This is a genomic window from Amycolatopsis sp. NPDC051903, from assembly GCF_044452505.1.
In the GTDB taxonomy this organism is placed as follows: Bacteria; Actinomycetota; Actinomycetes; order Mycobacteriales; family Pseudonocardiaceae; genus Amycolatopsis.
Window position 1 is genome coordinate 61,484 of sequence record NZ_JBITBT010000016.1, and the last position, 20,301, is coordinate 81,784.

At 70.9% G+C, this 20,301-nt stretch carries 19 protein-coding genes; 3 read left to right on the forward strand and 16 right to left on the reverse strand.

What is annotated here, in order from left to right:
- Positions 1-305: 305 nt before the first annotated feature.
- Positions 306-1,568, reverse strand: a complete 1,263-nt coding sequence (locus ACIA77_RS28870) for an MFS transporter (RefSeq protein WP_395889132.1) — start codon at positions 1,566-1,568, stop codon at positions 306-308.
- A complete protein-coding gene (locus ACIA77_RS28875; protein WP_395889133.1) occupies positions 1,561-2,877 on the reverse strand; it encodes a GH1 family beta-glucosidase in 1,317 nt (438 codons plus the stop codon). The genes ACIA77_RS28870 and ACIA77_RS28875 overlap by 8 nt, the downstream gene beginning before the upstream one ends.
- A 174-nt stretch (positions 2,878-3,051) precedes the next feature.
- On the opposite strand from ACIA77_RS28875, the gene ACIA77_RS28880 reads away from it, so the two are divergent.
- Entirely contained in the window at positions 3,052-3,678 is a 627-nt protein-coding gene (locus tag ACIA77_RS28880; protein WP_395889134.1) for a TetR/AcrR family transcriptional regulator, read from the forward strand.
- On the opposite strand, the gene ACIA77_RS28885 is transcribed toward ACIA77_RS28880, so the two are convergent.
- The 3 genes from ACIA77_RS28885 to ACIA77_RS28895 form a co-directional block, all read right to left on the reverse strand.
- Positions 3,651-4,502 carry a MerR family transcriptional regulator gene (locus tag ACIA77_RS28885; RefSeq protein ID WP_395889135.1) on the reverse strand — a complete coding sequence of 284 codons (852 nt, stop codon included), beginning with the start codon at positions 4,500-4,502 and terminating at the stop codon, positions 3,651-3,653. The genes ACIA77_RS28880 and ACIA77_RS28885 overlap by 28 nt on opposite strands.
- Before the next feature lie 52 nt (positions 4,503-4,554).
- Positions 4,555-5,517, reverse strand: a complete 963-nt coding sequence (locus ACIA77_RS28890) for a hypothetical protein (protein WP_395889136.1) — start codon at positions 5,515-5,517, stop codon at positions 4,555-4,557.
- A gap of 153 nt (positions 5,518-5,670) precedes the next feature.
- Positions 5,671-6,900 (reverse strand): amino acid deaminase/aldolase, encoded by a 1,230-nt coding sequence (locus ACIA77_RS28895; RefSeq protein ID WP_395889137.1) that lies wholly within the window; start codon positions 6,898-6,900, stop codon positions 5,671-5,673.
- A 61-nt stretch (positions 6,901-6,961) separates the two neighbouring features.
- On the opposite strand from ACIA77_RS28895, the gene ACIA77_RS28900 reads away from it, so the two are divergent.
- Positions 6,962-8,266: a D-arabinono-1,4-lactone oxidase gene (locus ACIA77_RS28900; RefSeq protein ID WP_395889138.1), complete on the forward strand. Its 1,305-nt coding sequence runs from the start codon at positions 6,962-6,964 to the stop codon at positions 8,264-8,266.
- Here the strand turns inward: ACIA77_RS28900 and ACIA77_RS28905 are convergent, their stop codons facing one another.
- From ACIA77_RS28905 to ACIA77_RS28915, 3 genes are read right to left on the reverse strand one after another with little or no spacing between them, the layout of a single operon-like run.
- Complete coding sequence (locus tag ACIA77_RS28905; protein WP_395889139.1) at positions 8,267-9,211, reverse strand: ribose-phosphate diphosphokinase; 945 nt, start codon at positions 9,209-9,211, stop codon at positions 8,267-8,269.
- 57 nt (positions 9,212-9,268) lie between these two features.
- On the reverse strand, positions 9,269-9,919 hold the full coding sequence (locus ACIA77_RS28910) for an SDR family oxidoreductase (protein WP_395889140.1): 651 nt from the start codon (positions 9,917-9,919) through the stop codon (positions 9,269-9,271).
- A 42-nt stretch (positions 9,920-9,961) separates the two neighbouring features.
- A complete protein-coding gene (locus ACIA77_RS28915; protein WP_395889141.1) occupies positions 9,962-10,615 on the reverse strand; it encodes a hypothetical protein in 654 nt (217 codons plus the stop codon).
- Positions 10,616-11,026: 411 nt separating this feature from the next.
- Here ACIA77_RS28915 and ACIA77_RS28920 point away from each other — a divergent pair, with 411 nt between their 5' ends.
- On the forward strand, positions 11,027-11,875 hold the full coding sequence (locus ACIA77_RS28920; RefSeq protein WP_395889142.1) for an HpcH/HpaI aldolase/citrate lyase family protein: 849 nt from the start codon (positions 11,027-11,029) through the stop codon (positions 11,873-11,875).
- Here ACIA77_RS28920 and ACIA77_RS28925 read toward each other — a convergent pair.
- From ACIA77_RS28925 to ACIA77_RS28960, 8 genes are read right to left on the reverse strand one after another with little or no spacing between them, the layout of a single operon-like run.
- Positions 11,868-13,262: an amidase gene (locus tag ACIA77_RS28925; RefSeq protein WP_395889143.1), complete on the reverse strand. Its 1,395-nt coding sequence runs from the start codon at positions 13,260-13,262 to the stop codon at positions 11,868-11,870. The two genes, ACIA77_RS28920 and ACIA77_RS28925, sit on opposite strands and share 8 nt — an antisense overlap.
- 14 nt (positions 13,263-13,276) lie before the next feature.
- A complete protein-coding gene (locus ACIA77_RS28930) occupies positions 13,277-14,035 on the reverse strand; it encodes an SDR family NAD(P)-dependent oxidoreductase (RefSeq protein WP_395889144.1) in 759 nt (252 codons plus the stop codon).
- Positions 14,032-15,456 (reverse strand): aldehyde dehydrogenase family protein, encoded by a 1,425-nt coding sequence (locus ACIA77_RS28935; RefSeq protein WP_395889145.1) that lies wholly within the window; start codon positions 15,454-15,456, stop codon positions 14,032-14,034. The genes ACIA77_RS28930 and ACIA77_RS28935 overlap by 4 nt, the downstream gene beginning before the upstream one ends.
- Entirely contained in the window at positions 15,449-16,231 is a 783-nt protein-coding gene (locus ACIA77_RS28940; RefSeq protein WP_395889146.1) for an ABC transporter ATP-binding protein, read from the reverse strand. The genes ACIA77_RS28935 and ACIA77_RS28940 overlap by 8 nt, the downstream gene beginning before the upstream one ends.
- The gene (locus tag ACIA77_RS28945; protein ID WP_395889147.1) at positions 16,228-16,965 is read right to left on the reverse strand and encodes an ABC transporter ATP-binding protein; all 738 of its coding nucleotides are present in this window, start codon (positions 16,963-16,965) and stop codon (positions 16,228-16,230) included. Before ACIA77_RS28945 ends, ACIA77_RS28940 begins: the two co-directional genes overlap by 4 nt.
- Entirely contained in the window at positions 16,962-17,798 is an 837-nt protein-coding gene (locus ACIA77_RS28950) for an ABC transporter permease (RefSeq protein ID WP_395889148.1), read from the reverse strand. The genes ACIA77_RS28945 and ACIA77_RS28950 overlap by 4 nt, the downstream gene beginning before the upstream one ends.
- Entirely contained in the window at positions 17,798-18,742 is a 945-nt protein-coding gene (locus ACIA77_RS28955; protein WP_395889149.1) for an ABC transporter permease, read from the reverse strand. Before ACIA77_RS28955 ends, ACIA77_RS28950 begins: the two co-directional genes overlap by 1 nt.
- Positions 18,739-20,229 (reverse strand): ABC transporter substrate-binding protein, encoded by a 1,491-nt coding sequence (locus ACIA77_RS28960; RefSeq protein WP_395889150.1) that lies wholly within the window; start codon positions 20,227-20,229, stop codon positions 18,739-18,741. The genes ACIA77_RS28955 and ACIA77_RS28960 overlap by 4 nt, the downstream gene beginning before the upstream one ends.
- Positions 20,230-20,301 lie beyond the last annotated feature (72 nt).

Sequence of the window (20,301 nt, forward strand, 5' to 3'; positions counted from 1 at the left end):
GAGCGCCGGGTCCGACCGCCCCAGTCGACCCGGCACCGGCACCCTCGCCTCAGCCGCGGACTGGTTCGTCCGTCCCCCCGAGCGCGACGAACCAGTCCCGGTACCCCGGCCCCCATCGCGATTAATCGAAAATTATCACGGCAAGATCTAGCGAACGGCGAAATCCGCCGCTAGGTTGAAGATCATCGCAGCTGGTCCAAACCCTGCTGCGTCCACGAACTCCGTGGGCCGGTGCCGTTGCACTCCCCTCCCCCGACCGGCACCGGCCCGCGGTTCCACTTTTCGGTGTTATCGCCTTTGCCCGATTACCGGACGGCTCGCACCCGCGTGACGAGCACTCCCGCGACCACGGTCGCGAGCGCCGCCGCCCCGAACAGCGCCGGGTAGCCGCCGAGCCACTTGAGGATCAGCGTCGTCAGCAACGGCGCCACGACCTGCGGCAGCGAACTCGCGATGTTCACCACGCCGAGGTCCTTCGCGCGGTTCTGCGCGACCGGCAGCACCTGCGTGAGCATCGCCAGCGCCACCGCCATGTACACGCCGAACCCGACGCCCAGCAGTGGCGACGCGACGAGCGCGACCGGCCAGGTCTGCCACACCACGAGCAGCAGCGCGGCCAGCGCCATCACGGCCGAGGACGCCAGCACGTACGGCTTGCGGCGGCCCGACGCGTCGGAGAAGTGCCCGGCCAGCACCGCGCCGATCACGAGCGCCACGCCGTAGAGGCCCATCATGATGAGCAGCCCGGTGTCCGGATCGGGGTAGTGGACGGCGTCCTTGAGGAAGAACAGCAGGTAGAGGGTGCCGAACGCGTTGCCGAGGTTGATCATGAAGTGGCAGCCCCAGGCCCACGCGAAGTCCGGGTGCTTGCGCGGCGACACCCACAGCTCGGCCAGCACGTCCTTGCGGCGCGCGCTCGGCCGGAACGCCACCGGCAGGCGCGCGTCGGGCGTCCGCAGCACGAACGCGGCGGCGCCGCCGAGCACGATCACCGCACACACCGCGTACCCCAGGGGCAGGCCGGCGAGGTCGAGCATCACGACCACGACAACGGCGCCGAGCACCGTGCCGAGCATCTGCGCGATGCCGACGAGCCCGCCCACCTGCGCGCGCTGACCCACCGGCACGCGGTCGGCGATGCCGCACATGAGCGTGGCGAGCATGCCGTTGAGCCCCGCCTGCACGAGGCACCAGCCGAGGGTCATCACCACGACGTTCGGCGCTTCGGCGAGCACCACCAGGCCGACCGCACCGGTGACCGCGCCGGCGACCGTCCACGGGTGGCGGCGGCCGAAGCGCGAGGTGGTGCGGTCCGACAGCAGCCCGATGGCCGGGTTCGCGACCAGCGCCACCGCCGCACCGATGCCGGTGACGACGCCGAACACGGTCTCCTTGTTCGCCGCGTCCAAAATTTCAGCCTGCTGCGGCAGCAGGACCTGGATCGGCGCGTAGATCCCCAGCCACAGCGCGATGTTCGCGAAGAACAGCAGGCTCATCCAGGCGGGGCGCACCCGCACGACGGGTTCGGCGAACGCGGCCGGGACCCCGTTGGTGGTCGTGTCACTCATCGTTGACCAGCTTTCGATACCACGTGAAGGAGTCCTTCGGCGTGCGGCGCTGAGTCTCGTAGTCCACGTGCACGAGCCCGAAACGGGGTGCGTAGCCCTTGGACCACTCGAAGTTGTCGAGCAGCGACCAGACGAAGTAGCCGCGCACGTCCACGCCGGCATCCACGGCTTCGCGCACGGCCCGCAGGTGCCCGTCGAGGAAGTCGATGCGCTCGGGGTCGTGGACGAGGCCGTCTTCGCCCGGTTCGTCGGCGAAGCTGCAGCCGTTTTCGGTGACGTAGACGGGAGGGAGGTGCTCGAGGTAGCGGTCCTGGAACGACACCAGCAGCTCGCGCAGGCCCTGCGGCACGATCGGCGAGTCGTTGGTCGTCATCGGGTAACCCTCGATGGGGCGCAGCTCGAACGGAAGGGGATTCCCCTCACCGGGTGCCGCGACGCCCAGCGGTTCGTAGTAGTTGACGCCGTAGAAGTCGAGCGGCTGGTGGATGACCGGCAGGTCGTCGGCGAAGCTTTCAGGAAGGTGGGGGTGGATCTGCTCGGGGTAGCTGCCGAGCAGCACCGGGTCGGCGAAGGTGCGGTTGAGGAGGGCGTCGAGCCAGTCCTTCGCCTCATCGGCGCCCTCGCCGACGGACCAGATCGGCGAGTGGTTGTTGGCCGTGCCGATGCCGGTGGCGCCGGCCGCGCGCAGCGCCTGGACGGCGAGGCCGTGGGCGAGGTTCTGGTGGTGCGCGGTCGGGAGGGCGTCGAGCAGGAGGAACTGGCCGGGCGCGTACTCGCCGATGCCGTAGCCGTAGATCGACATGACCACGGGCTCGTTGAGCGGGATCCACATTTTCACCCGGTCGGCGAAGCGCTCACCCACGACGGTGGCGTATTCGGCGAAGCGGTTCGCGGTGTCGCGGTTGAGCCAGCCGCCCGCGTCTTCGAGCGCCTGCGGGGTGTCCCAGTGGTAGAGCGTGACGACGGGCTCGATGCCGGCGGCGCAGACCTCGTCGATGAGCTTGTCGTAGAAAGCCAGGCCCTCGGCGTGGGGCTTGCCGGTACCGGTGGGCTGGACCCGCGGCCAGGCGATCGACATCCGGTAGGCGCCGACGCCGAGTTCCGCCATCAGGGCGATGTCTTCGGAGTAGCGGTGGTAGTGGTCCGCCGCTACCTTGGCGTCCTCACCGCGCGCGATCTTTCCGTCGGTCGCGGTGAAGGTATCCCAGATGGACGGTCCGCGGCCCGCTTCGGCCGTGGCGCCTTCGATCTGGAACGCCGAGGTTGACACACCCCAGAGGAATTCGGGCGGGAAGGTCGGGTAGTCCACCGGCGGAACACCTCTCTCATCCGGCCACCCGGTCGGGTGAACATGAAAAGTTCTCATATGTTAGGTCGTCACTCGTCCAGGGGGAAGCCCGCAAGGGCGCTAAAGTCCCAGATCAGACGAGTGGTTCCGTCGTCACCGGCGGAACAGGGAAGCGAGAAGGACCGAGGAACGACAGTGTCCGAGACCCAGGCGGAGACCACTCCGCTCCGGCGCAAGCCCGTGCAGCAACGCAGCGCGAAGCGGGTGGAGCAGATGCTCGACGCCAGCGCCCAGCTCATCGACGAGCTCGGCTACGACGCCTTGACGACCACCCTGATCGCCAAGCGCGCGAACGTCGCGGTCGGTTCGCTGTACCAGTTCTTCCCCGACAAGCGGGCCGTGGTGCAGGCGCTGACGCAGCGGAACCTGGAGCGTTTCGTAGCCGCGGTGAACGAGCGGCTCAAGGAGCTGAACCCCGAGCACTGGTGGAACATCGTCGACTCGGTGCTCGACATCTACCTGCGGATGCACCGCGAGATCCCGGGCTTCTCCAAGGTCCACTTCGGTGACGTGATCGACCTGCAGCTCCTGGACCCCGTGCGCGACAACAACTCCGTGATCGTCGACTCGCTCGTCGACATCCTGCGCGTGCAGGTCGACCGCCCGGCCGACGAACTCCGCTTCGCCATCGCCATCGCCAACGAGACGGCCGACGCGCTGCTGAAGCTGGCCTTCCGCCGCGACCCGCAGGGCGACGAACGCATCGTGGCGGAAGCGAAGTACGTCGTGAAGGGCTACCTGGCGAGCAAGTTCGGCGAGTGACGGCGGACCGCTTCGAGGAACCAGTCGAGGGCCGGCGTGAGCGGATCCGGCGCCGCCCAGCCGTTCACGCGGGCGAGGAGCCGGAGGTAGTCGTCGCGTCTCGGGTCGGCGGCTGCGCGGATCCGCGTGAGGTCTTCGGCTGTGGGGTCGATGGCTCGAACGGCAGCCGCGCCGTCCTGCCCGGAGGACTTGAGCTCCACGACGCGGTGGACGACGTCCTTGGCCAGGGTGTGGTGGTCTTCGACCAGGCGCTGCAGCAGGGCGCGGAACTCCGGGTCCCGGGTCAGTTCCGCGAGCTCGACCCACGCGTCGACTTGCCCGGGCGTGGGCTCGTCGGGCAGCTCGGGGGTGAGTGAGCGCTCGATCCCCGCGATCGCCGGGTTGTCGCGCACACCGCCGAACACCGCGTCGAGGAACTCCCCGACGAGCCGGCGCCGCTCGCTCCCGCTCAGTGCGGCCAGTTCGTGCATCAGCTCCACCTCTTCTGCTCCGGCTCCCCGCCGCGCGACGGCCAGCAGCACGGCCCGGCGCAGCTTCAGCTCGTTGATGCGGGCGCCCAGCTCCTGCGCCTCCCGCCGCGCGACGTCGGCCACCTTGGCCTCGCGCTCGACCACCGCCCGGATCGTCGCCAGTCCGACGCCGAGCGCTCGCAAGGTGCGAACCAGCCGGAGCCGGGCGAGGGCCTCGGCCCCGTAGCGGCGCCGGCCGGCGTGATCCCGCCCGGCCGTCGGCACGAGCCCGACGTCGGAGTAGTAGCGGACGGCCTTGACCGTCAGGCCGGTCTGCCGGGCGAGCTCACCGATGGCGAGGAGGTCGTCTTCCACGCCGGTAAGCCTGCCTCCTCCCCTTGCGGGAGGGGCAAGCCCGCCGCCGCGGTCAGGGGACGAAGACCGCGCCGACGCTCTGGTTGTTCGCCTCGATGAGGAACGAGTTGTGCGCCGTGTTGGCGGTGACGCGGGTGTAGGCGACGAAGGTGCGCGCGCAGGACGCCAGCACGGGCACGTTCGTCAGCCAGGTGTTGATCTTGAAGTGGTGCACGGTGCTCGTGACGGTCACGCCGGCGAGGGGACCATTGGTGGTGGTGTGGCAGACGTGGCCCGAGCCGTCGAGCTGGTTGACCACGAGCTGGGTGCCGACCAGTGAGTTCGAGCCGCTCATGCGGGCGCCGGCCGAACGCTGGCAGAGGCCGTTGTCGGCGCCGTAGCAAACGGTGATGTTGAGGTCCCCGATGGCCTGGACCGTGGTGGCGCCGGCGGGCGCGGTGAACGTGACGGCGTTGGCCGTGGCGGAGGTGTTCACCAGCACCTTGCCGTTGAAGGTCTGCTTGACCGCGGCGATCGGGCCGTACACGTCCTGCAGGTAGGACGAACCCAGCACCGTGAGGTGGCCGGCGGTGTTGGCGGCGTGGTTCACGAACTGCGCGTAGACGGCGCAGGTGAGCGCGCTGTCGGCGGGCGCGGTGACGAAACCTCGGGTGAGCAGCGTGGTCGCGGTGCCGGCGAGCACGTTCTGGCCGCTCACCAGCTGAGCGGCGTTGGTCGTCTGCCCCGGGCGGCGGCAGTACACCAGGTGCGACACCTCGGTGACCTGCGCCGCGGCGTCGACGTTCAGCTTGCTGCTGAGGTAGTGCGTCTGCCCGGCCGGGATCGTCACGGCGGCGCCGAGCGCGCGGGTGTGCTTCGAGGCCGCCGGGGTGCTCGACGGGTCGCTCGCGTAGCCGCCCGGGGCCGAGATCGGCACGGTCGTCGCGGCGTTCGCGGGCGCGCCGGTGAACGCCACCGGCGCCAGCGCGATCAGGCCGACCACGGCTGCTTTGGCCAGCAAACTGGTGCTGCGCATGAAAATTCCCCCCATTTCGGCGCGCCCGGCGGCGCGCTCCGGAGGCATTGTCGAGCGGCCGGATCACGGCCGTCAACGGTTTCACCGAGGAGAGGGGCTGTTTGTCCACAGGGGACTCGAGTTGTGGACAAACCCTGTGGACAACCTTGGGGCTCAGCCGAAGTTCTTGTGCTCGCCCCGATACGTCGGGACGGTGCGGTCGACCTGGGAGTCGCGGACGAGGTGGTAGTGGTCGAACCGTTCGGCGAGTTCGCCGGCCTTCGCGTGGCGGAGCCAGACGCGGTCGCCGAGGCGCAGGGCACGGGCGGCGGCACCCGTGACGGGGGTCTGGACCTCACCGGCGCCTTCGAAACCGAGGAGTTTCAAGCCTTCCGGGTGGTACGGCGAGGGGACGCGCGAGGCGCCGGCCGGACCGGAGGCGATGTAGCCGCCCGAGAACAGGGTGGCGACGTCGCGAGCGGGGCGGCGGACGACGGGCAACGCGAAGAGCGCGGCCGGGCGCGGGTGGAAGCGGGAGTAGCCGTCGAAGAGCGTCGGCGCGACGAGGCCCGAACCGGCGGCGATCTCGGTGACGGCGGATTCCGCCCCGGTCGATTCGACGCTGCCGGTGCCGCCGCCGTTGACGAACTCGAGGTCGGCCAGGTCGCGGAGGGCGCGGACCACGGCGCCGCGACGGCGGGAAAGCTCGGCGGCCGACCGGCGCTGCATCCAGCCGATCACGGCGTTCGACACACCGCCGCCGGCCGCGTCGCCGAGGCCGGCGATCTGGCCTTCGTACGCCATCAGGCCGGTGAGCACGAAACCCGGCCGGGCGGCGATCGCGCGGGCGAGCGAGACGGCTTGTTTCACGGTGAACACCGGCGAGCGCCGGGTGCCGACGTGCACGCCGGGCAGCGGGCGCCACGACGCGTCGAGTTCGAGGCACACGCGGATGTCCGGGTGCCGCTGGCCGAGGGCGGCGTCGACGAGGTCCAGGTGATCCGCCGAATCGACCATGATCGTGATGGCCGCGCGGGCTTCGTCGGACGCGGCGAGGCGGCGCAGGGCCTCGTGGTCGGCCGTCGGGTAAGCGACGACGACGTCGCGCGTGGTGCCTTGCTCGACGTGCCACACGGCCTCGGCGAGCGAGTAGCACATCAGGCCTTCGAAGCCGTCGCGGTCGAGCACGCGTTCCAGCAGGTAGCGGCACCGCACGGATTTGCTGACCACCCGGATCGGCTTGCCCGCCGCGCGGCGGAGCAAGTCGTCGGCGTTCGCGTCGAACGCGTCCAGGTCGACGATCGCGAAGGGGGGATCGAGGTCCTTCGTCGCCAGGTCGTACCCGTGGGAAGAGGTGGTCACGGACTTACGGTACGACAACAACGGTTGAAACGCGAATCTCATTCACTTACTGTTCCTGCCACTACCGTGAGGACACTCAGCTCGGCGACGACAAGGTGCGCGCATGACTCCGTGGAGCAACTGGGCCGGCACCGCCAAGGCCTCCCCGCAGCGGGTGCACCGGCCCCGCAGCACGGCCGAGGTAGCCGCCGTCGTCGCCGGCATCACGAGCACGGGACGGCGCGTGCGGCCCTGGGGTAGCGGCCACTCCTTCACGGCCATCGCCGTCGCCGACAGCGACGCGCTCGACCTCACGCGCTGGGCCGGCATCGAGCGCGCCGACCTCGAAACGCACCAGGTGACCGTTCGCGCCGGCACCACGATCAAGCAGCTCAACGCGGAACTCGACGCGCTCGGGCTCGCCATGACGAACCTCGGCGACATCGACGCGCAGACGATCGCCGGCGCGATTTCAACCGGCACCCACGGCACCGGCGCACGCCTCGGCGGCATCGCCACCCAGATCACCGCGCTGCAGCTCGTGCTCGCCGACGGTTCCGTCGTCAGTTGCTCCGCCGAGGAACGACCGGACCTGTTCAACGCCGCTCGCGTCGGCCTCGGCGCGCTCGGCGTGCTCACCACCGTCACCCTGCAGTGCGAACCCTCGTTCGTGTTGTCCGCGCAGGAGCGCCCCGAGCCGTTGGAGCAGGTGCTCGAGGGCTTCGACGAGTTCGCCGCCGAGAACGACCACTTCGAGTTCTACTGGTTCCCCTACGGCAAGAACGCGCTGGTCAAGCGCAACAACCGGCAGCCGCTCGGGACGCCGCGCCGGCCGCTGTCCAAGGTCCGCCAGTTCGTGGACTACGAGCTGACCGAAAACGTCGCGTTCGGCGGCCTGTGCCGCCTCGGGCGCGCGGTGCCGCGGCTCGTGCAGCCGCTCGGCGGGTTCGCCGCCCAGGTGCTCTCGGCGCGCGACTACAGCGACCTCTCGCACCGCGTGTTCGTGACGCACCGCGGCGTGCGGTTCGTGGAGTCCGAGTACGCCGTGCCCCGCGAATCACTGCTCGACGTGCTGGCCGAGCTGCGCGCGCTCGTGCCCCGGCTGGCGAACCCGGTGATGTTCCCAGTCGAGGTGCGCGTGGCCGCCGGCGACGACATCTGGCTGTCCACGGCGAGCGGCCGCGACTCGGCCTACGTCGCGATCCACCAGTTCGTCGGCATGCCCTACCGCGAGTACTTCGACGGTTTCGCGGCGATCTGCGCGCAGGTCGGCGGCCGCCCGCACTGGGGCAAGATGCACGACCTCGACTCGCACACCCTGCGCACGCGCTACCCGTACTTCGACGATTTCCTGCGCGTGCGCAAGGAATGCGACCCGGGCGGCACGTTCACCAACACGTACCTCGACCGGGTCCTCGGCCCTGCTTGATCAGTTCGGCTCGAACAGCGAGCTGACCGACTCGCCGTTGTGGATCCGCCGCATCGCCTCGGCCATCGCCGGCGCGATCGACAGGATCTTCAGCTTTTCGGTGCGTTCCTCGAACGGCACCGGGACGGTGTTGGTGCAGACGATCTCCAGCACGTCCTCCTGGCTGCCGATGCGGTCGATCGCCTTGTCGGCGAACAGGCCGTGGGTGCAGGCGACGCGGATCGAGCGCGGGCCGAGCTCGCGCAGCCGGTCGAGCAGCTCCAGCACGGTGCTGCCGCGCGCGATCTCGTCGTCGAGCACGATCACGTCGCGGCCGGTGATGTCGCCGATCACCGACGTGATCTCCACGCGGTCGTCGGCGTAGCGCTGCTTCGTGCCGGACGCGACGCGCACGCCGAGCAGCCGCGCGAAGTGCGCCGCTTCCTTCGCGTTGCCGAGGTCGGGCGAGACGACGGTGGCGTTGGAGAGGTCGTACTGGCGGAAGTGGCGGGCCAGCTCGTGCAGCGCGTGCAGGTGGTCGACGGGTACGGAGAAGAAGCCGTGGACCTGCGGCGAGTGCAGGGTCATGGCCAGCACGCGGTTCGCGCCCGCGGTCACCATCAGGTCCGCCACGAGGCGACCGCCGATGGAGATGCGCGGCGCGTCTTTCTTGTCGGAGCGCGCGTACGCGTAGTGCGGCATGACGACGGTGGTGCGAGCCGCGGACGCGCCGCGGGCGGCGTCGAGCATCAGCAGCAGCTCGACCAGGTGTTCCTGCACCGGCTTCACCAGCGGCTGGATGAGGAAGACGTCGCGCTCGCGGCAGTTGGCCTGCAGCTGCACCTGGAGGCAGTCGTTGGCGAAGCGCTCGACTTGGACCGGGAGCAGCGGTACCCCGAGGTGGGTGCAGATCTCCGCCGCCAGTTCGGGATGAGCGCTACCGCTGAAAACCGCGATGTCCCGCAAGGAGGATTCCCCGTTCGCGTGGTCCGATGGATGCGAACCCGATCCTAATGGTGCAGGTCAGAGCGCCGAGATCGCCTCGTCGATCGGGTCGTCACCCGCGATCAGCTCGAGCGTGCGGCGCGCGGTGTCCGGCGCGTCGAGCAGGGCGACCACGACGGCGGCGACGTCTTCGCGCGACACCTCCGCGCGGCTGGTCTTGTCGGCGATCTTGACGTGGCCCGTGCCGGAGTCGTTGGTCAGCGGGCCGGGCCGGAGGATCGTCCAGTCGAGGTCGCGGGTCCGCAGGTCCTCCTCGGACGCCCGCTTCGCCCGCAGGTACGCGGCGAAAACGGGGTCGAGTCCCGGGACGTCGGGGTTGTCGGCGCCCATCGAACCGATCTGGACGAAGCGGCGGACGCCCGCGCGTTCGGCGGCTTCGGCGAAGAGGACGGCGGCACCGCGGTCGACGGTGTCTTTGCGCGCCTCGCCGCTGCCCGGGCCGGCGCCCGCGGCGAACACCGCCGCGTCGGCACCGCGGAGCACGTCGGCGACCGCGTCCACATCGGACTTCTCGAGGTCGAGCACCACGGTCTCCGCGCCGACCGCCGTCAGGTCCGCCTCGTGCGCGGGATTCCGCACGAGGCCCGCCGGCTGATCACCGCGTTCGGCGAGCAGCCTCTGGAGACGCAGGGCGATCTGACCGTGGCCACCGGCAATGACGACTCGCATGGTCGCGAGGGTAGTCCGGGCGGAGCGGGCGCGCCGGGTCGATCAGTCGACGTCGGCCGGGACTTCGGCGGTGCGCAGGAGCTGGTCGTAGGCCATCTCGTTGACCCAGCGGGACACGGGGTCCTCGGCGAGGAGGATGCGCTCCGTGCGGCCTTCGAGGTCGAGGTCGACCTGGGCGTGGGGGTCGGCGGTGGCGATGGCGAGGCCGTACGCGCGAGCGCGCGGCAGGCAGTTCGCCACGTAGTCCTCCGTCAGTACGGCTGGCGATGGGAGCACCATCGCGGCCTCGCCGTAACGGGCGAACGGAACCGCGGAGGCCATCGCGGTCCGCCAGTGCCGGGCGACCGCGAGGACGCCGATGATCTCGGCGGCCGGCGCGGGTGCGGTCGCGGCCAGCTCTGGCCAGGTCCAGGTGTCGACGGTGGCGCGATCGGCGACGGGACCGACACCCATCGCGATGCGCTCCGCGTGCACGTCGGTGCGGAGCCGGGCGACGATGCTGACCTTGCGGCCGAGCAGGGTCGTCGTGGGCAGCACAACGCCGGTCCAGCCCATCAGGGCCGCGGCCTTGCGCGCCAGCTCGTCGACGCTCGCGGGGAGCTCGATCGGCGGCACCACCCGGCTCGGCATCGACCGGCTGCGCTTCGCGCCACCGGCGACCGTCGAGCGCTCGGTGTTCTGAGGTGTAGCCGCCACGAGTCCGCCTCCTTCAACAACCTGTCCCCTGCGTGCCTCGTGAAACGGGCACATGAATTGAGTACCAGTGCGGCGGCACGGGGTCTTCACGTTGCACGAGTGGCTGCGATCGGCGGCGCTCAGCGGTCGGTGACCGGTCGGTGGGCGGTCGTCGGACTTCGGCCCGACGGTGCGGCCAACCGAGTGAGCCGGAGGTGAGTGGTGTTACGGAGCGCCTACGAACGACTACGGGTCGCGCGGTTCACCGGCGCGGCAAAGGGTCCAGTGCATTACACCGTTCGGCGCAACCGTGACGGGTTCCACAGTGGACTTCGCAGGTCACGGGCGTCACCCGGATGGCGGTGACTTTCGCCGCAGCGGTGCCGCGCAAGCCCGGTTTAGGGTTACGCGACCGTCACGTGAGGAGCAAGCATGCCGCAGGTCCGCCCCCGCCGATCGGTGCTCTACCTGCCGGGCGCCAACGAACGCGCGCTCGAGAAGGCGAAGACCCTGCCGGCCGATGCGCTCATCCTGGACCTCGAAGACGCCGTCGCGCCCGACGCGAAGGAAGCCGCGCGCGAACGCGTGTGCGCCGCCCTCGGCGACTACGGCGACCGCGAAGTGGCCATCCGCGTGAACGGCCTCGACACCGAATGGCACGACGCCGACCTGCGGGCCGCCGCGGCCGCCGGCCCCGCCGCCGTGGTCGTCCCGAAGGTGAACTCGGCGGACGAGGTGCGAGGCCTCGAACGAGCGCTGGACGGCGCCCCGGAGCGCACGAAGATCTGGGCGATGCTCGAAACGCCCTTCGCGATCCTGCACGCCGAGGAGATCGCCGCCGCGTCGGAGCGGCTGACCGTGCTCGTGCTGGGCACGAACGACCTCGCCAAGGAACTGCACGCCGCGTTCGTCCCGGGCCGCGGACCGCTGCTCGCCAGCCTGTCGCTCGCCGTTCTCGGCGCCCGCGCCGCGGGCAAGGTCATCCTCGACGGCGTCTACAACGACGTGAAGGACGCTTCCGGTTTCGAAGCCGAATGCCACCAGGGCCGCGACTTCGGCTTCGACGGCAAAACGCTCATCCACCCGTCGCAGATCGAGCCGTGCAACCGGATCTTCGCCCCGTCGGCCACCGAGGTCGACCACGCGCGCCGCGTGATCGCCGCCTTCGACGACGCCCGCGCCGCCGGCCGCGGCGTGGTCACGGTCGACGGGCGGATGGTCGAAAACCTGCACGTGGAGGAAGCGCAGCGCGTGCTGGCACTCGCCGAAGCCGTCAGCTGACCGGCCAGGCGTGCTGCTGCGGGCGCAGCTGCTCGTACGCGGCGGCCGCGCGCAGGAGTTCGACGTCGGCGAAGCGGGGGGCCGCGAGTTGCAGGCCGATGGGCTGGCCGTCGCTCGTGTAGCCGCAGTTGAGGGACACCGCGGGCTGGCCGGACATGTTGTACGGCACCGTGAAGGGGATGTGCTCGAACGGGCGCTGCGGGTCGTCGGTCGGCGACGCGTGGTCGAAGGGCGGGGCCGAGACGGCGCAGGTCGGGGAGAGCACGAGGTCGTAGGCGGCCGTGGCGTGCAGTGCGGCGACGCTCATGCGGTCGATGCAGGTGAAGCCGCGGTAGGTGTCCACTCCGGACGCTGCGGCGCCGCCCGAGGCCCAGGTCGCGATGTAGGGCAGCACGCGGGCGCGGCGGTCCTCGGGCAGTGCCAGCAGGTCCGACCACGCGCGCACGCGCCAGAACACGTCCAGGCCGTCGAGCAGTTCGCGGGTGAGGAACGGGTCCACCGGTTCGACGACGGCACCGGCGGCCTCGAAGACCTGCGCCGCGGCGGTGACGGCCGAAAGGATGTCCGGGGACACCGGCAGCCCGACGCCCGGGTCGAGGTGCAGGCCGACGCGCAGGCCGCGCAGCGAGCCCTCCAGCGCGGTCCAGTGCAGTGCCGCGGGTGGCAGGCTCAGGTGGTCGCGCGCGTCGGGCGCCGACAGCACGCCCATGAGCAGCGCGGTGTCCGCGACGGTCCTGGTCAGTGGTCCGGCGACGCGGCCGAGGAACGGCGGGTCCACCGGCACGCGGCCGAAGCTCGGCTTCAGGCCCACCAGCCCGCACCAGCCCGCGGGCAGGCGGATGGAGCCGCCGATGTCGGTGCCGACGTGCAGCGGTCCGTAGCCCGCCGCGGCGGCCGCGGCGGCGCCGGCGCTGGAGCCGCCCGGGGTGCGCGAGAGGTCCCACGGGTTCCGGGAAGCCTCGTGGAAGCTCGACAGCCCGGACGTGAGCATGCCGTAGTCCGGCATGGTCGTCTTGGCCAGCAGCACCGCGCCCGATTCGCGGACGCGCGCGGCGGCCGGGGCGTCGGCGACGGCGGGCGACAGCGCGGTCGCCGCGGTACCCAGGGGCACCGGCGTGCCGCGTGTCGCGATGTTCTCCTTCAGCGTCAGCGGAACGCCGTCGATCGGGCCCAGGGGTTCGCCCGCGTGCCAGCGCGCCTCCGACTCCTTCGCCGCGGAGCGCGCCGAAGCCGCGTCGTACTCGTACAGGGCGTGCAGCGAAGGTTCGCGCGCCTCGATGCGCGCCAGCACGGACTCGGTGACGTCGACGGGCGACAGCTCGCGCGAACGGTACCCCGCGACCAGCTCCACCGCGGTCAGGTCGGCCAACTCGGTCTGCGAAACCATGCGAAACCTCCGGTTCACGAAGCGGGTGGTTCGAAGCGCCCGTCGACAGCGGTCCAGCCGCCGTCGACGGCGAGCACGGAGCCCGTGACGAACGTCGAAGCGTCCGAAGCGAGGTACACGACGGCGCCGGCCAGCTCGTCGGCACGCGCCCAGCGGCCCAGCGCGCCCTTCGCCGCGTATGCGTCGTACCAGTCGGGGCTGGACTTGATCTGCGCGGTCAGCGGCGTCTCGACGACACCGGGTGCGATGGCGTTCACGCGCACGCCCGCGGGCCCGAACTCCGCCGCGGCCGTGCGGAACAGCTGCACGAGCCCGCCCTTCGTCGCCGCGTACGGGCCCTGGCCCGGTTCGACGGTGGTGCCGCGGATCGACGAGAAGCCGATGATGCTGCCGCGCCCGCGCTCGACCATCGGCGCGCCGAACGCCCGCAGCACCTCGAACGCGACACCGAGGTTCAGCTCGACGACGCGGTCGAACTCCGCACGCGTGTAGTCCAGCAGGCGTTTGCGCACGTTCACGCCGGCCGTGAGCACCACGACGTCGAGCTCCCCCAGCTTCGCGGCCGCGCGCGTGACCGCGCCCGGTTCGAGCAGGTCGATCTCGTACACCTCGGCGACACCCGTCTCACGGGCCGCGGCCACATCGCGGTCCGCGCAGATCACGTGCGCACCGTGCGCGGCCAGCGCCCGCGCGGATTCGCGGCCGATCCCGCTGCCGCCGCCGAGCACCACGGCGCGGCGGCCGTCCAGCCGGAACAGGTTCTCGTAGTTCACGGGCGCAGCACCGCCATCCTCGTCACGGTCAGCTCTTCCACGGCGAAGCGCGGGCCTTCGCGGCCGATGCCGGAGTCCTTCACCCCGCCGTACGGCATGGTGTCCGAGCGGAAGCCGGGCACCTCGTTCACGACCACTCCGCCGACCTCGAGCTCGTCGAGCGCGCGCAACGCTGTATTCAGGGAACGGCTGTACACGCTGGCGTGCAACCCGTAGCGCGAAGCGTTGACCGCCGCGAACGCTTCGTCCACATCGGACACGGTGCGCACGCAGACCACGGGGCCGAACACCTCCTCGTCCCAGCACTCGGCACCGTCGGGCACGTCGGCGAGCACCGTCGGCTCCAGCGCGCCGTCGCGCAGGCCGCCGCCCGCCAGCAGGCGCGCGCCGGCCGCGATCGCCTTGTCGACCCACTCCCGCACGCGCTCGGTCGAGCGCCGGTCGATCAGCTTCGACACCCGCGTGGCCTCCAGCCGCGGGTCACCGACAGTCACCTCGGCCAGCCGCGCCAGCACCTTCGCCGTGAACTCCTCGGCCACCGGCGCGACCACGAGCACTCGCTGCACCGAGATGCACGCCTGGCCCGACGCGTAGAACCCGCCGCGCAGCACGGCGTCGGCCGCCGCGTCGAGGTCCGCGTCCTCGGCGACCACGAGAGCGGCGTTGGAACCCAGCTCCAGCAACGTCTTCGTGGGCGCCGCGTCGCGGGCGATCCGGTGGCCGACGGCGGCCGAGCCGGTGAACGACACCGCGCCGATCCGCCGGTCGGTGACCAGCGCCGAGCCGACGGCGGCGTCGCCGGTCACCAGCTGCACCATCGCCGGCACGGGCGCGAGCGAACGCACGAGGTGCACCAGCCACAACGTCGCCAGCGGCGTCTGCGGCGCCGGCTTCAGCACCACCGGACAGCCCGCGGCGATCGCCGGCGCGATCTTGTGCGACGCCAGCAGCACCGGGTAGTTGAACCCCGCGATCCCGACGACGACCCCGATCGGCTTGCGCTTCCAGAACCCGACCAGCCCGTCGCCCGAGGGCAGCAGGTCCAGCGGCACGGTCTCGCCGTGCAGCCGCGACACCTCTTCGGCCGCCGCTTCCCACGTGACGATCGTGCGCGCGACCTCCACCCGGCAGTCGACGAGGGGTTTCCCGGTCTCCAGCACCAGCAGCCGTTCGAACTCGTCGCGGTGTTCGCGCAACGCGGCGGCCACGCCGTTCAGCAGCGTCCGGCGGTCGCGCGACGGCAGCGCCGCCACCTCGCGCGCGACGGCCACGGCCTCGTCGATCGCCCGCGTGGCCAGCTCCGCCGTGCCGACCGGCGCGACCCCGGCCACGGTGCCGTCGTAGGGGAACACGACCTCGGCCGTGTCCACTGTGGATATCCAGCCGGCGCCGATCGGCAGTCCCGCGGGATGGTCAGGCATCCTCCGCACTCCCTCCACTCAGCCGGGCCAGCTCGGCGCGCAGGTTGGGCGCGGCCGCCAGCAGCTCCCGGGTGTACTCGTGCCGCGGTGTCCCGTAGACCTCCTCCACGTCACCCAGTTCGACGATCTCCCCGCGCCGCATCACGGCGACGCGGTCGCACACGTGCCGCACCACACCGAGGTCGTGCGACACGAACACCAGCGTCAGCGAGAACTCCTCGACCAGCCGCGCGAGCAGGTCCAGCATCTGCTTGCGCACCGAGACGTCGAGCGCGCTCACCGGTTCGTCGGCCACGAGCACGCTCGGGTTCGGCGCGAGCGCGCGGGCGATGGAGATCCGCTGCCGCTGGCCGCCGGAGAACTGGTGCGGGTAGCGGGAAGCAGCATCGGACGGCAGGCCGACGGCCGCCAGCAGTTCCGCGACGCGCGCCGGGTCACGGCGGCCCAGCGGCTCGGAGATGATGTCGCGTACGCGCATCCGCGGGTCGAGCGAACCCATCGGGTCCTGGAACACGATCTGCAGTGCCGAGCGCAGGAACCCCAGCCTGCGTTCGGGCTGGTCGTCGATGCGCTTGCCCTGGAACGACACCGTGCCCGACGTCGGCCGGTCCAGCGCGGCCAGCAGCCGCACCAACGTCGACTTGCCCGAGCCCGATTCCCCGACGATGCCGAACCGCCGGCCCGCCTCGACGTCGAAGCTCACGCCGCGCAGGGCGTGCACGTCGCGCCGGGCATAACGCCGGTGCAGGTCGCGGACCTCGATCAACGCGCTCATCGGGCCGCTCCGTCCAGGTCTGAGGCAGCCAACAACGACTTGGTGTACCCGTGCTGCGGATTCGTGAGCACGTCCCGAGTCGACCCGCGCTCCACGATCTCTCCGTCCAGCATCACCAGCACGCGTTCGCACACCGTCGCCACCACCGCCAGGTCATGCGTGATGAACAGCAGCGCCGCCTCGGCGGACAGAGAGTCCTTGAGCAACGCGAGGATCTGCGCCTGCACCGTCACGTCGAGTGCCGTCGTCGGCTCGTCACAAATCAGCAGCGACGGCTCGGTGGCCAGCGCCATCGCGAGCACCACGCGCTGGCGCTGCCCGCCCGAGAGCTGGTGCGGGTACGCCCGCGCGGTGCCGGGCAGCCCGACCGCCGCCAGCAGCTCCTCGGCCGGCCGGCCGCGCCGCCCGTGCACGCGGAACGGCTCCGTGACCTGCCGCCCGACGCGCATCACCGGGTTCAGCGCCGTCATCGGCTCCTGGAACACCATGGACAACCCGTTGCCGCGCAGGCGGGACAGGTCCTTTTCGGACGCGGACAGCAGCTCGCGATCACCCAGCCGCACCGAACCCGTCGCGTGCAGGCCTTCGGGCAGCAGGCCCATGATCGACAGCGCCGTGAGCGATTTGCCCGACCCCGACTCGCCGATCAGGCCGACGCGCTCGCTGGCGCCGACCTCGAACGACACGTCGCGCACCAGGTCACCGACCCGCAGGCCCTTCACCGTGAGCGTCATGCGCGGGCCGCCAATCGGGGGTCGAGCCGGTCGCGCAGACCGTCGCCGAGGAGGTTGAACCCGAGCACGGCCAAGGCGATCGCGACGCCCGGCACCAGCGCGAGCCGGGGGTGGCTCGTGAGCAGCTCCTGCGATTCCTGCAGCATCCGGCCCCACGACGGCGTCGGCGGCCGCGTGCCGAAGCCCAGGAACGACAGCGCCGCCTCGGCCAGCACGGCGATCGCGAACGACACCGACGCCTGCACGATCAGCAGGCCCGAGATGTTCGGCAGCACGTGGCGCACGGCGATGTTCACGCGCGACCGCCCGGCCGCGCGCGCCGCCAGCACGAACTCGCTGCTCGCCACCTGCAGGGTGCCCGAGCGCGCGATCCGCGCGAACGACGGGATCGTCGCGATGCCGATGGCGATCATCGCCGTGAGCGTGTCGGCGCCGAACACCGCGCCGAACATGATCGCCAGCAGCAGCGCGGGGAACGCGAGCACCAGGTCGTTCACGCGCATCACGAACTCGCCCAGCCACCGCGGCGCGAGGCCCGCCAGCACGCCGAGCGGCGTGCCGATGATCGCCGCGATGCCGACGGCCACCACGCCGACGTACAGCGTGGTCCGCGCGCCGACCATGATCTGGCTGAACACGTCGCGGCCGAACTTGTCGGTGCCGAACAGGTGCTCGGCGGAGAAGCCCAGCAACTTGTCCTGCGCGTCGACCTGCACCGGGTCGTACGGCGTCCAGGCGAACGACGCGAGCGCGGCGAGCACCACCAGCGCGACCAGGATCGAGCCGACGAGGAGGCTGCCGCTGCGCGGGCGGACCGGCGTGCGCGTGGTCATCACGAACCCCGCAATCTCGGGTCGAGCACGGTGTAGAGCACGTCGACGACGAAGTTCACCAGCAGCACCCCCGCCACGAGGACCAGCACGATCCCCTGCACCGTCAGCAGATCCCGCGAAGACACGGCGTCGAGCAGCATGCTGCCCAGCCCCGGCAGCACGAACACGCGCTCCACCACCACGGCGCCGATCAGCAGCGTCGCGAGCTGCAGGCCGAGCACCGTGACCACGGGCACCGACGCGTTGCGCAACCCGTGGCGCCGCAACGCCTGGCCCGGCAGCAGGCCCTTCGACCGCGCCGTGCGCAGGTAGTCCTGCCCGAGCGTGTCGAGCACGGCCGAGCGCACGTAGCGCGTGAGCACCGCGCCCTGCACCAGCCCGAGCGACAGCGCCGGCAGGATCAGGCCGCGGACGAAATCGCCGGTGTTTTGGTTCGGCGGCGTCCACCCGCCGCTGGGCAGCCAGCGCAGCTGCACCGCGAAGATCTGCACGAGGATGATGCCGGCGAGGAACGCCGGAATCGCCACGCCGATCTGCGACAGCCCGGAAACCGTGACGCCGCTGGCTTTCCGGTGCCGCACCGCTGCGAACGTCCCCACCGGCACCGCGATCACGAGCGCCACGACCATGCCCGCGCCGACCAGCCACAACGTGACGCCGAGCCGGTCGAGCAGCTGCGGGCCGATCGCTTCGCGCGTGACGTAGGAGCGGCCGAAGTCGCCGTGCAGCACCCCGCCGATCCACGTCAGGTACTGCGTGATCAGCGGTTTGTCGATGCCGAACTCCGCGCGCGTCTTCGCCAGCAGCTCCGGCGTCGCGTTCACGCCGAGCGCGACCTGCGCGGGGTCACCGGGCAGCACGGCCATGAAGAGGAACACCACGATCGACGCCACGACCAGGCTGACCACGAAGATCGCCAGGCGCCGGGCCACTTTCCCGGTCATGCCGGCCTCAGCCCCGTCAGGTCGAACGATTCGCTCACCTGGTTGCGCGCGAACCCGGTGACCTTCGTCTTCGCCACGATCACGTTGGGGTAGAGGAACAACCAGTCGGCCGCGGCATCGGTGTTGAGCTGGCGCGCCACCTGCTTCATGTCGGTGATCTGCTGCTGCGGCGTGCCGCTGTCGGCCTCGGCCAGCAGCTGCTGCACGCGCGGGCTGTCGTAACCCCAGTAGTACGTGGGTTTCCCGAACGTCGTGATGTCGCGGGCCTCCACGTGCTGCACGATCGACAGGTCGTAGTCGTGGTCGGTGAACACCTGCTTGAGCCACACGGCCGGGAAGTCGAGCGGTTCGATCGTGGTCCGGACCCCGACGTCGGCCAGCTGCGACTGCACCACCTGCGCGGCCGACACGGCGTAGGGCAGGTTCGGGATCCGCATCCGCAGGTCGAGGTTCTTCACCCCGGCCTGCGCGAGCAGCTGCTTCGCCTTCGCCGGGTCGTATGGATAGACCTGCGCCAGGTCCTCGTACCACGGGTCCGTCGGCGGGACCATGCTGCCGATGAGCGTGCCGCGGCCGTTGAACACGAGGTCCAGCACGGCTTTCCGGTCGATCGCGTACGTCAGGGCCTGGCGCACGCGCGGGTCGTTCAGCGGCGCGCGCCGGTTGTTGAACGCGAGCGTGACCTCGCTGTTCGTGGTGCCCTGGATGACGGTGAACCGGTTGTCGCCCTCGAACTGCGGGATGGAATCGGCCGAGGTCAGCGACGAGATCACGTCGATGCCGTTGCTCAGCAGCGCGTTGTTGAGCGCCGTCGGGTCGGCGATGTACTTGAGGACGACGGTGGAGTACGCGGGTTTGTGGCCCCAGTAGTCCGGGTTCTCCTTGAGCACGATGGAGTCCCCGCGCCGGCGCGACGCCACTTCGTACGGACCGGTGCCGACCGGTTTGTTCGCCAGGTCGCCCACGCCGGTCGGGCTGAACATCGCGCCGAGGCGGCTGGTGAGGCTGAACAGCCAGCCGTTGCTGGGTTTCGAGAGCACCACGCGCGCGTGCTCGGGCGAGACGACGTCGACGTGGTCCACGACGTCCATGGCCGATTTGATCGAGATCGTCCAGTCGGTCTTCACGCGCAGCAGCGAGAACTTGACGTCGGCGGCCGTGAACGGCGCGCCGTTGCTGAACTTCACCCCCGGCTGCAGCTGGAAGTCGTACGTCTTGCGGTCCGGGCTCACCGTCCACGACTTCGCGAGCAGCGGCACCACGCGGCCTTGCGCGTCGAGTTTCACCAGGCCTTCGTAGACGTTGTAGAGGAGCGCCTGCGGGATGGCGGTGCCGTCGGAGTGGGTGAAGTCGAAGTTCGCCGGTTCGGCGGTGAAGCCCACGGACAGCGTGTCCGGCCCGCTCGAGACGCTCGCCGAGGACCCGGCGGAGCAGCCGGACACCGCGAGCAGCACCGCGAGCGCCGCGAGGTGGAGCCGGGTTTTCATTCAGCCTCCTGCGCAACCGGCCGAGGAAGTACACTGGTCTGACCAGTAGCCTGAGGTTGGCACCGCCCGAGC

What these genes read in the sequence shown, in the direction of transcription:
- ACIA77_RS28870 (WP_395889132.1), bottom strand. Translation starts at nt 1,568, where the DNA reads ATGAGTGACACGACCACCAACGGGGTCCCGGCCGCGTTCGCCGAACCC.
- ACIA77_RS28890 (WP_395889136.1), bottom strand. Translation starts at nt 5,517, where the DNA reads ATGCGCAGCACCAGTTTGCTGGCCAAAGCAGCCGTGGTCGGCCTGATC.
- ACIA77_RS28895 (WP_395889137.1), bottom strand. Translation starts at nt 6,900, where the DNA reads ATGAGATTCGCGTTTCAACCGTTGTTGTCGTACCGTAAGTCCGTGACC.
- ACIA77_RS28900 (WP_395889138.1), top strand. Translation starts at nt 6,962, where the DNA reads ATGACTCCGTGGAGCAACTGGGCCGGCACCGCCAAGGCCTCCCCGCAG.
- ACIA77_RS28910 (WP_395889140.1), bottom strand. Translation starts at nt 9,919, where the DNA reads ATGCGAGTCGTCATTGCCGGTGGCCACGGTCAGATCGCCCTGCGTCTC.
- ACIA77_RS28920 (WP_395889142.1), top strand. Translation starts at nt 11,027, where the DNA reads ATGCCGCAGGTCCGCCCCCGCCGATCGGTGCTCTACCTGCCGGGCGCC.
- ACIA77_RS28925 (WP_395889143.1), bottom strand. Translation starts at nt 13,262, where the DNA reads ATGGTTTCGCAGACCGAGTTGGCCGACCTGACCGCGGTGGAGCTGGTC.
- ACIA77_RS28935 (WP_395889145.1), bottom strand. Translation starts at nt 15,456, where the DNA reads ATGCCTGACCATCCCGCGGGACTGCCGATCGGCGCCGGCTGGATATCC.
- ACIA77_RS28940 (WP_395889146.1), bottom strand. Translation starts at nt 16,231, where the DNA reads ATGAGCGCGTTGATCGAGGTCCGCGACCTGCACCGGCGTTATGCCCGG.
- ACIA77_RS28945 (WP_395889147.1), bottom strand. Translation starts at nt 16,965, where the DNA reads ATGACGCTCACGGTGAAGGGCCTGCGGGTCGGTGACCTGGTGCGCGAC.
- ACIA77_RS28950 (WP_395889148.1), bottom strand. Translation starts at nt 17,798, where the DNA reads ATGACCACGCGCACGCCGGTCCGCCCGCGCAGCGGCAGCCTCCTCGTC.
- ACIA77_RS28955 (WP_395889149.1), bottom strand. Translation starts at nt 18,742, where the DNA reads ATGACCGGGAAAGTGGCCCGGCGCCTGGCGATCTTCGTGGTCAGCCTG.
- ACIA77_RS28960 (WP_395889150.1), bottom strand. Translation starts at nt 20,229, where the DNA reads ATGAAAACCCGGCTCCACCTCGCGGCGCTCGCGGTGCTGCTCGCGGTG.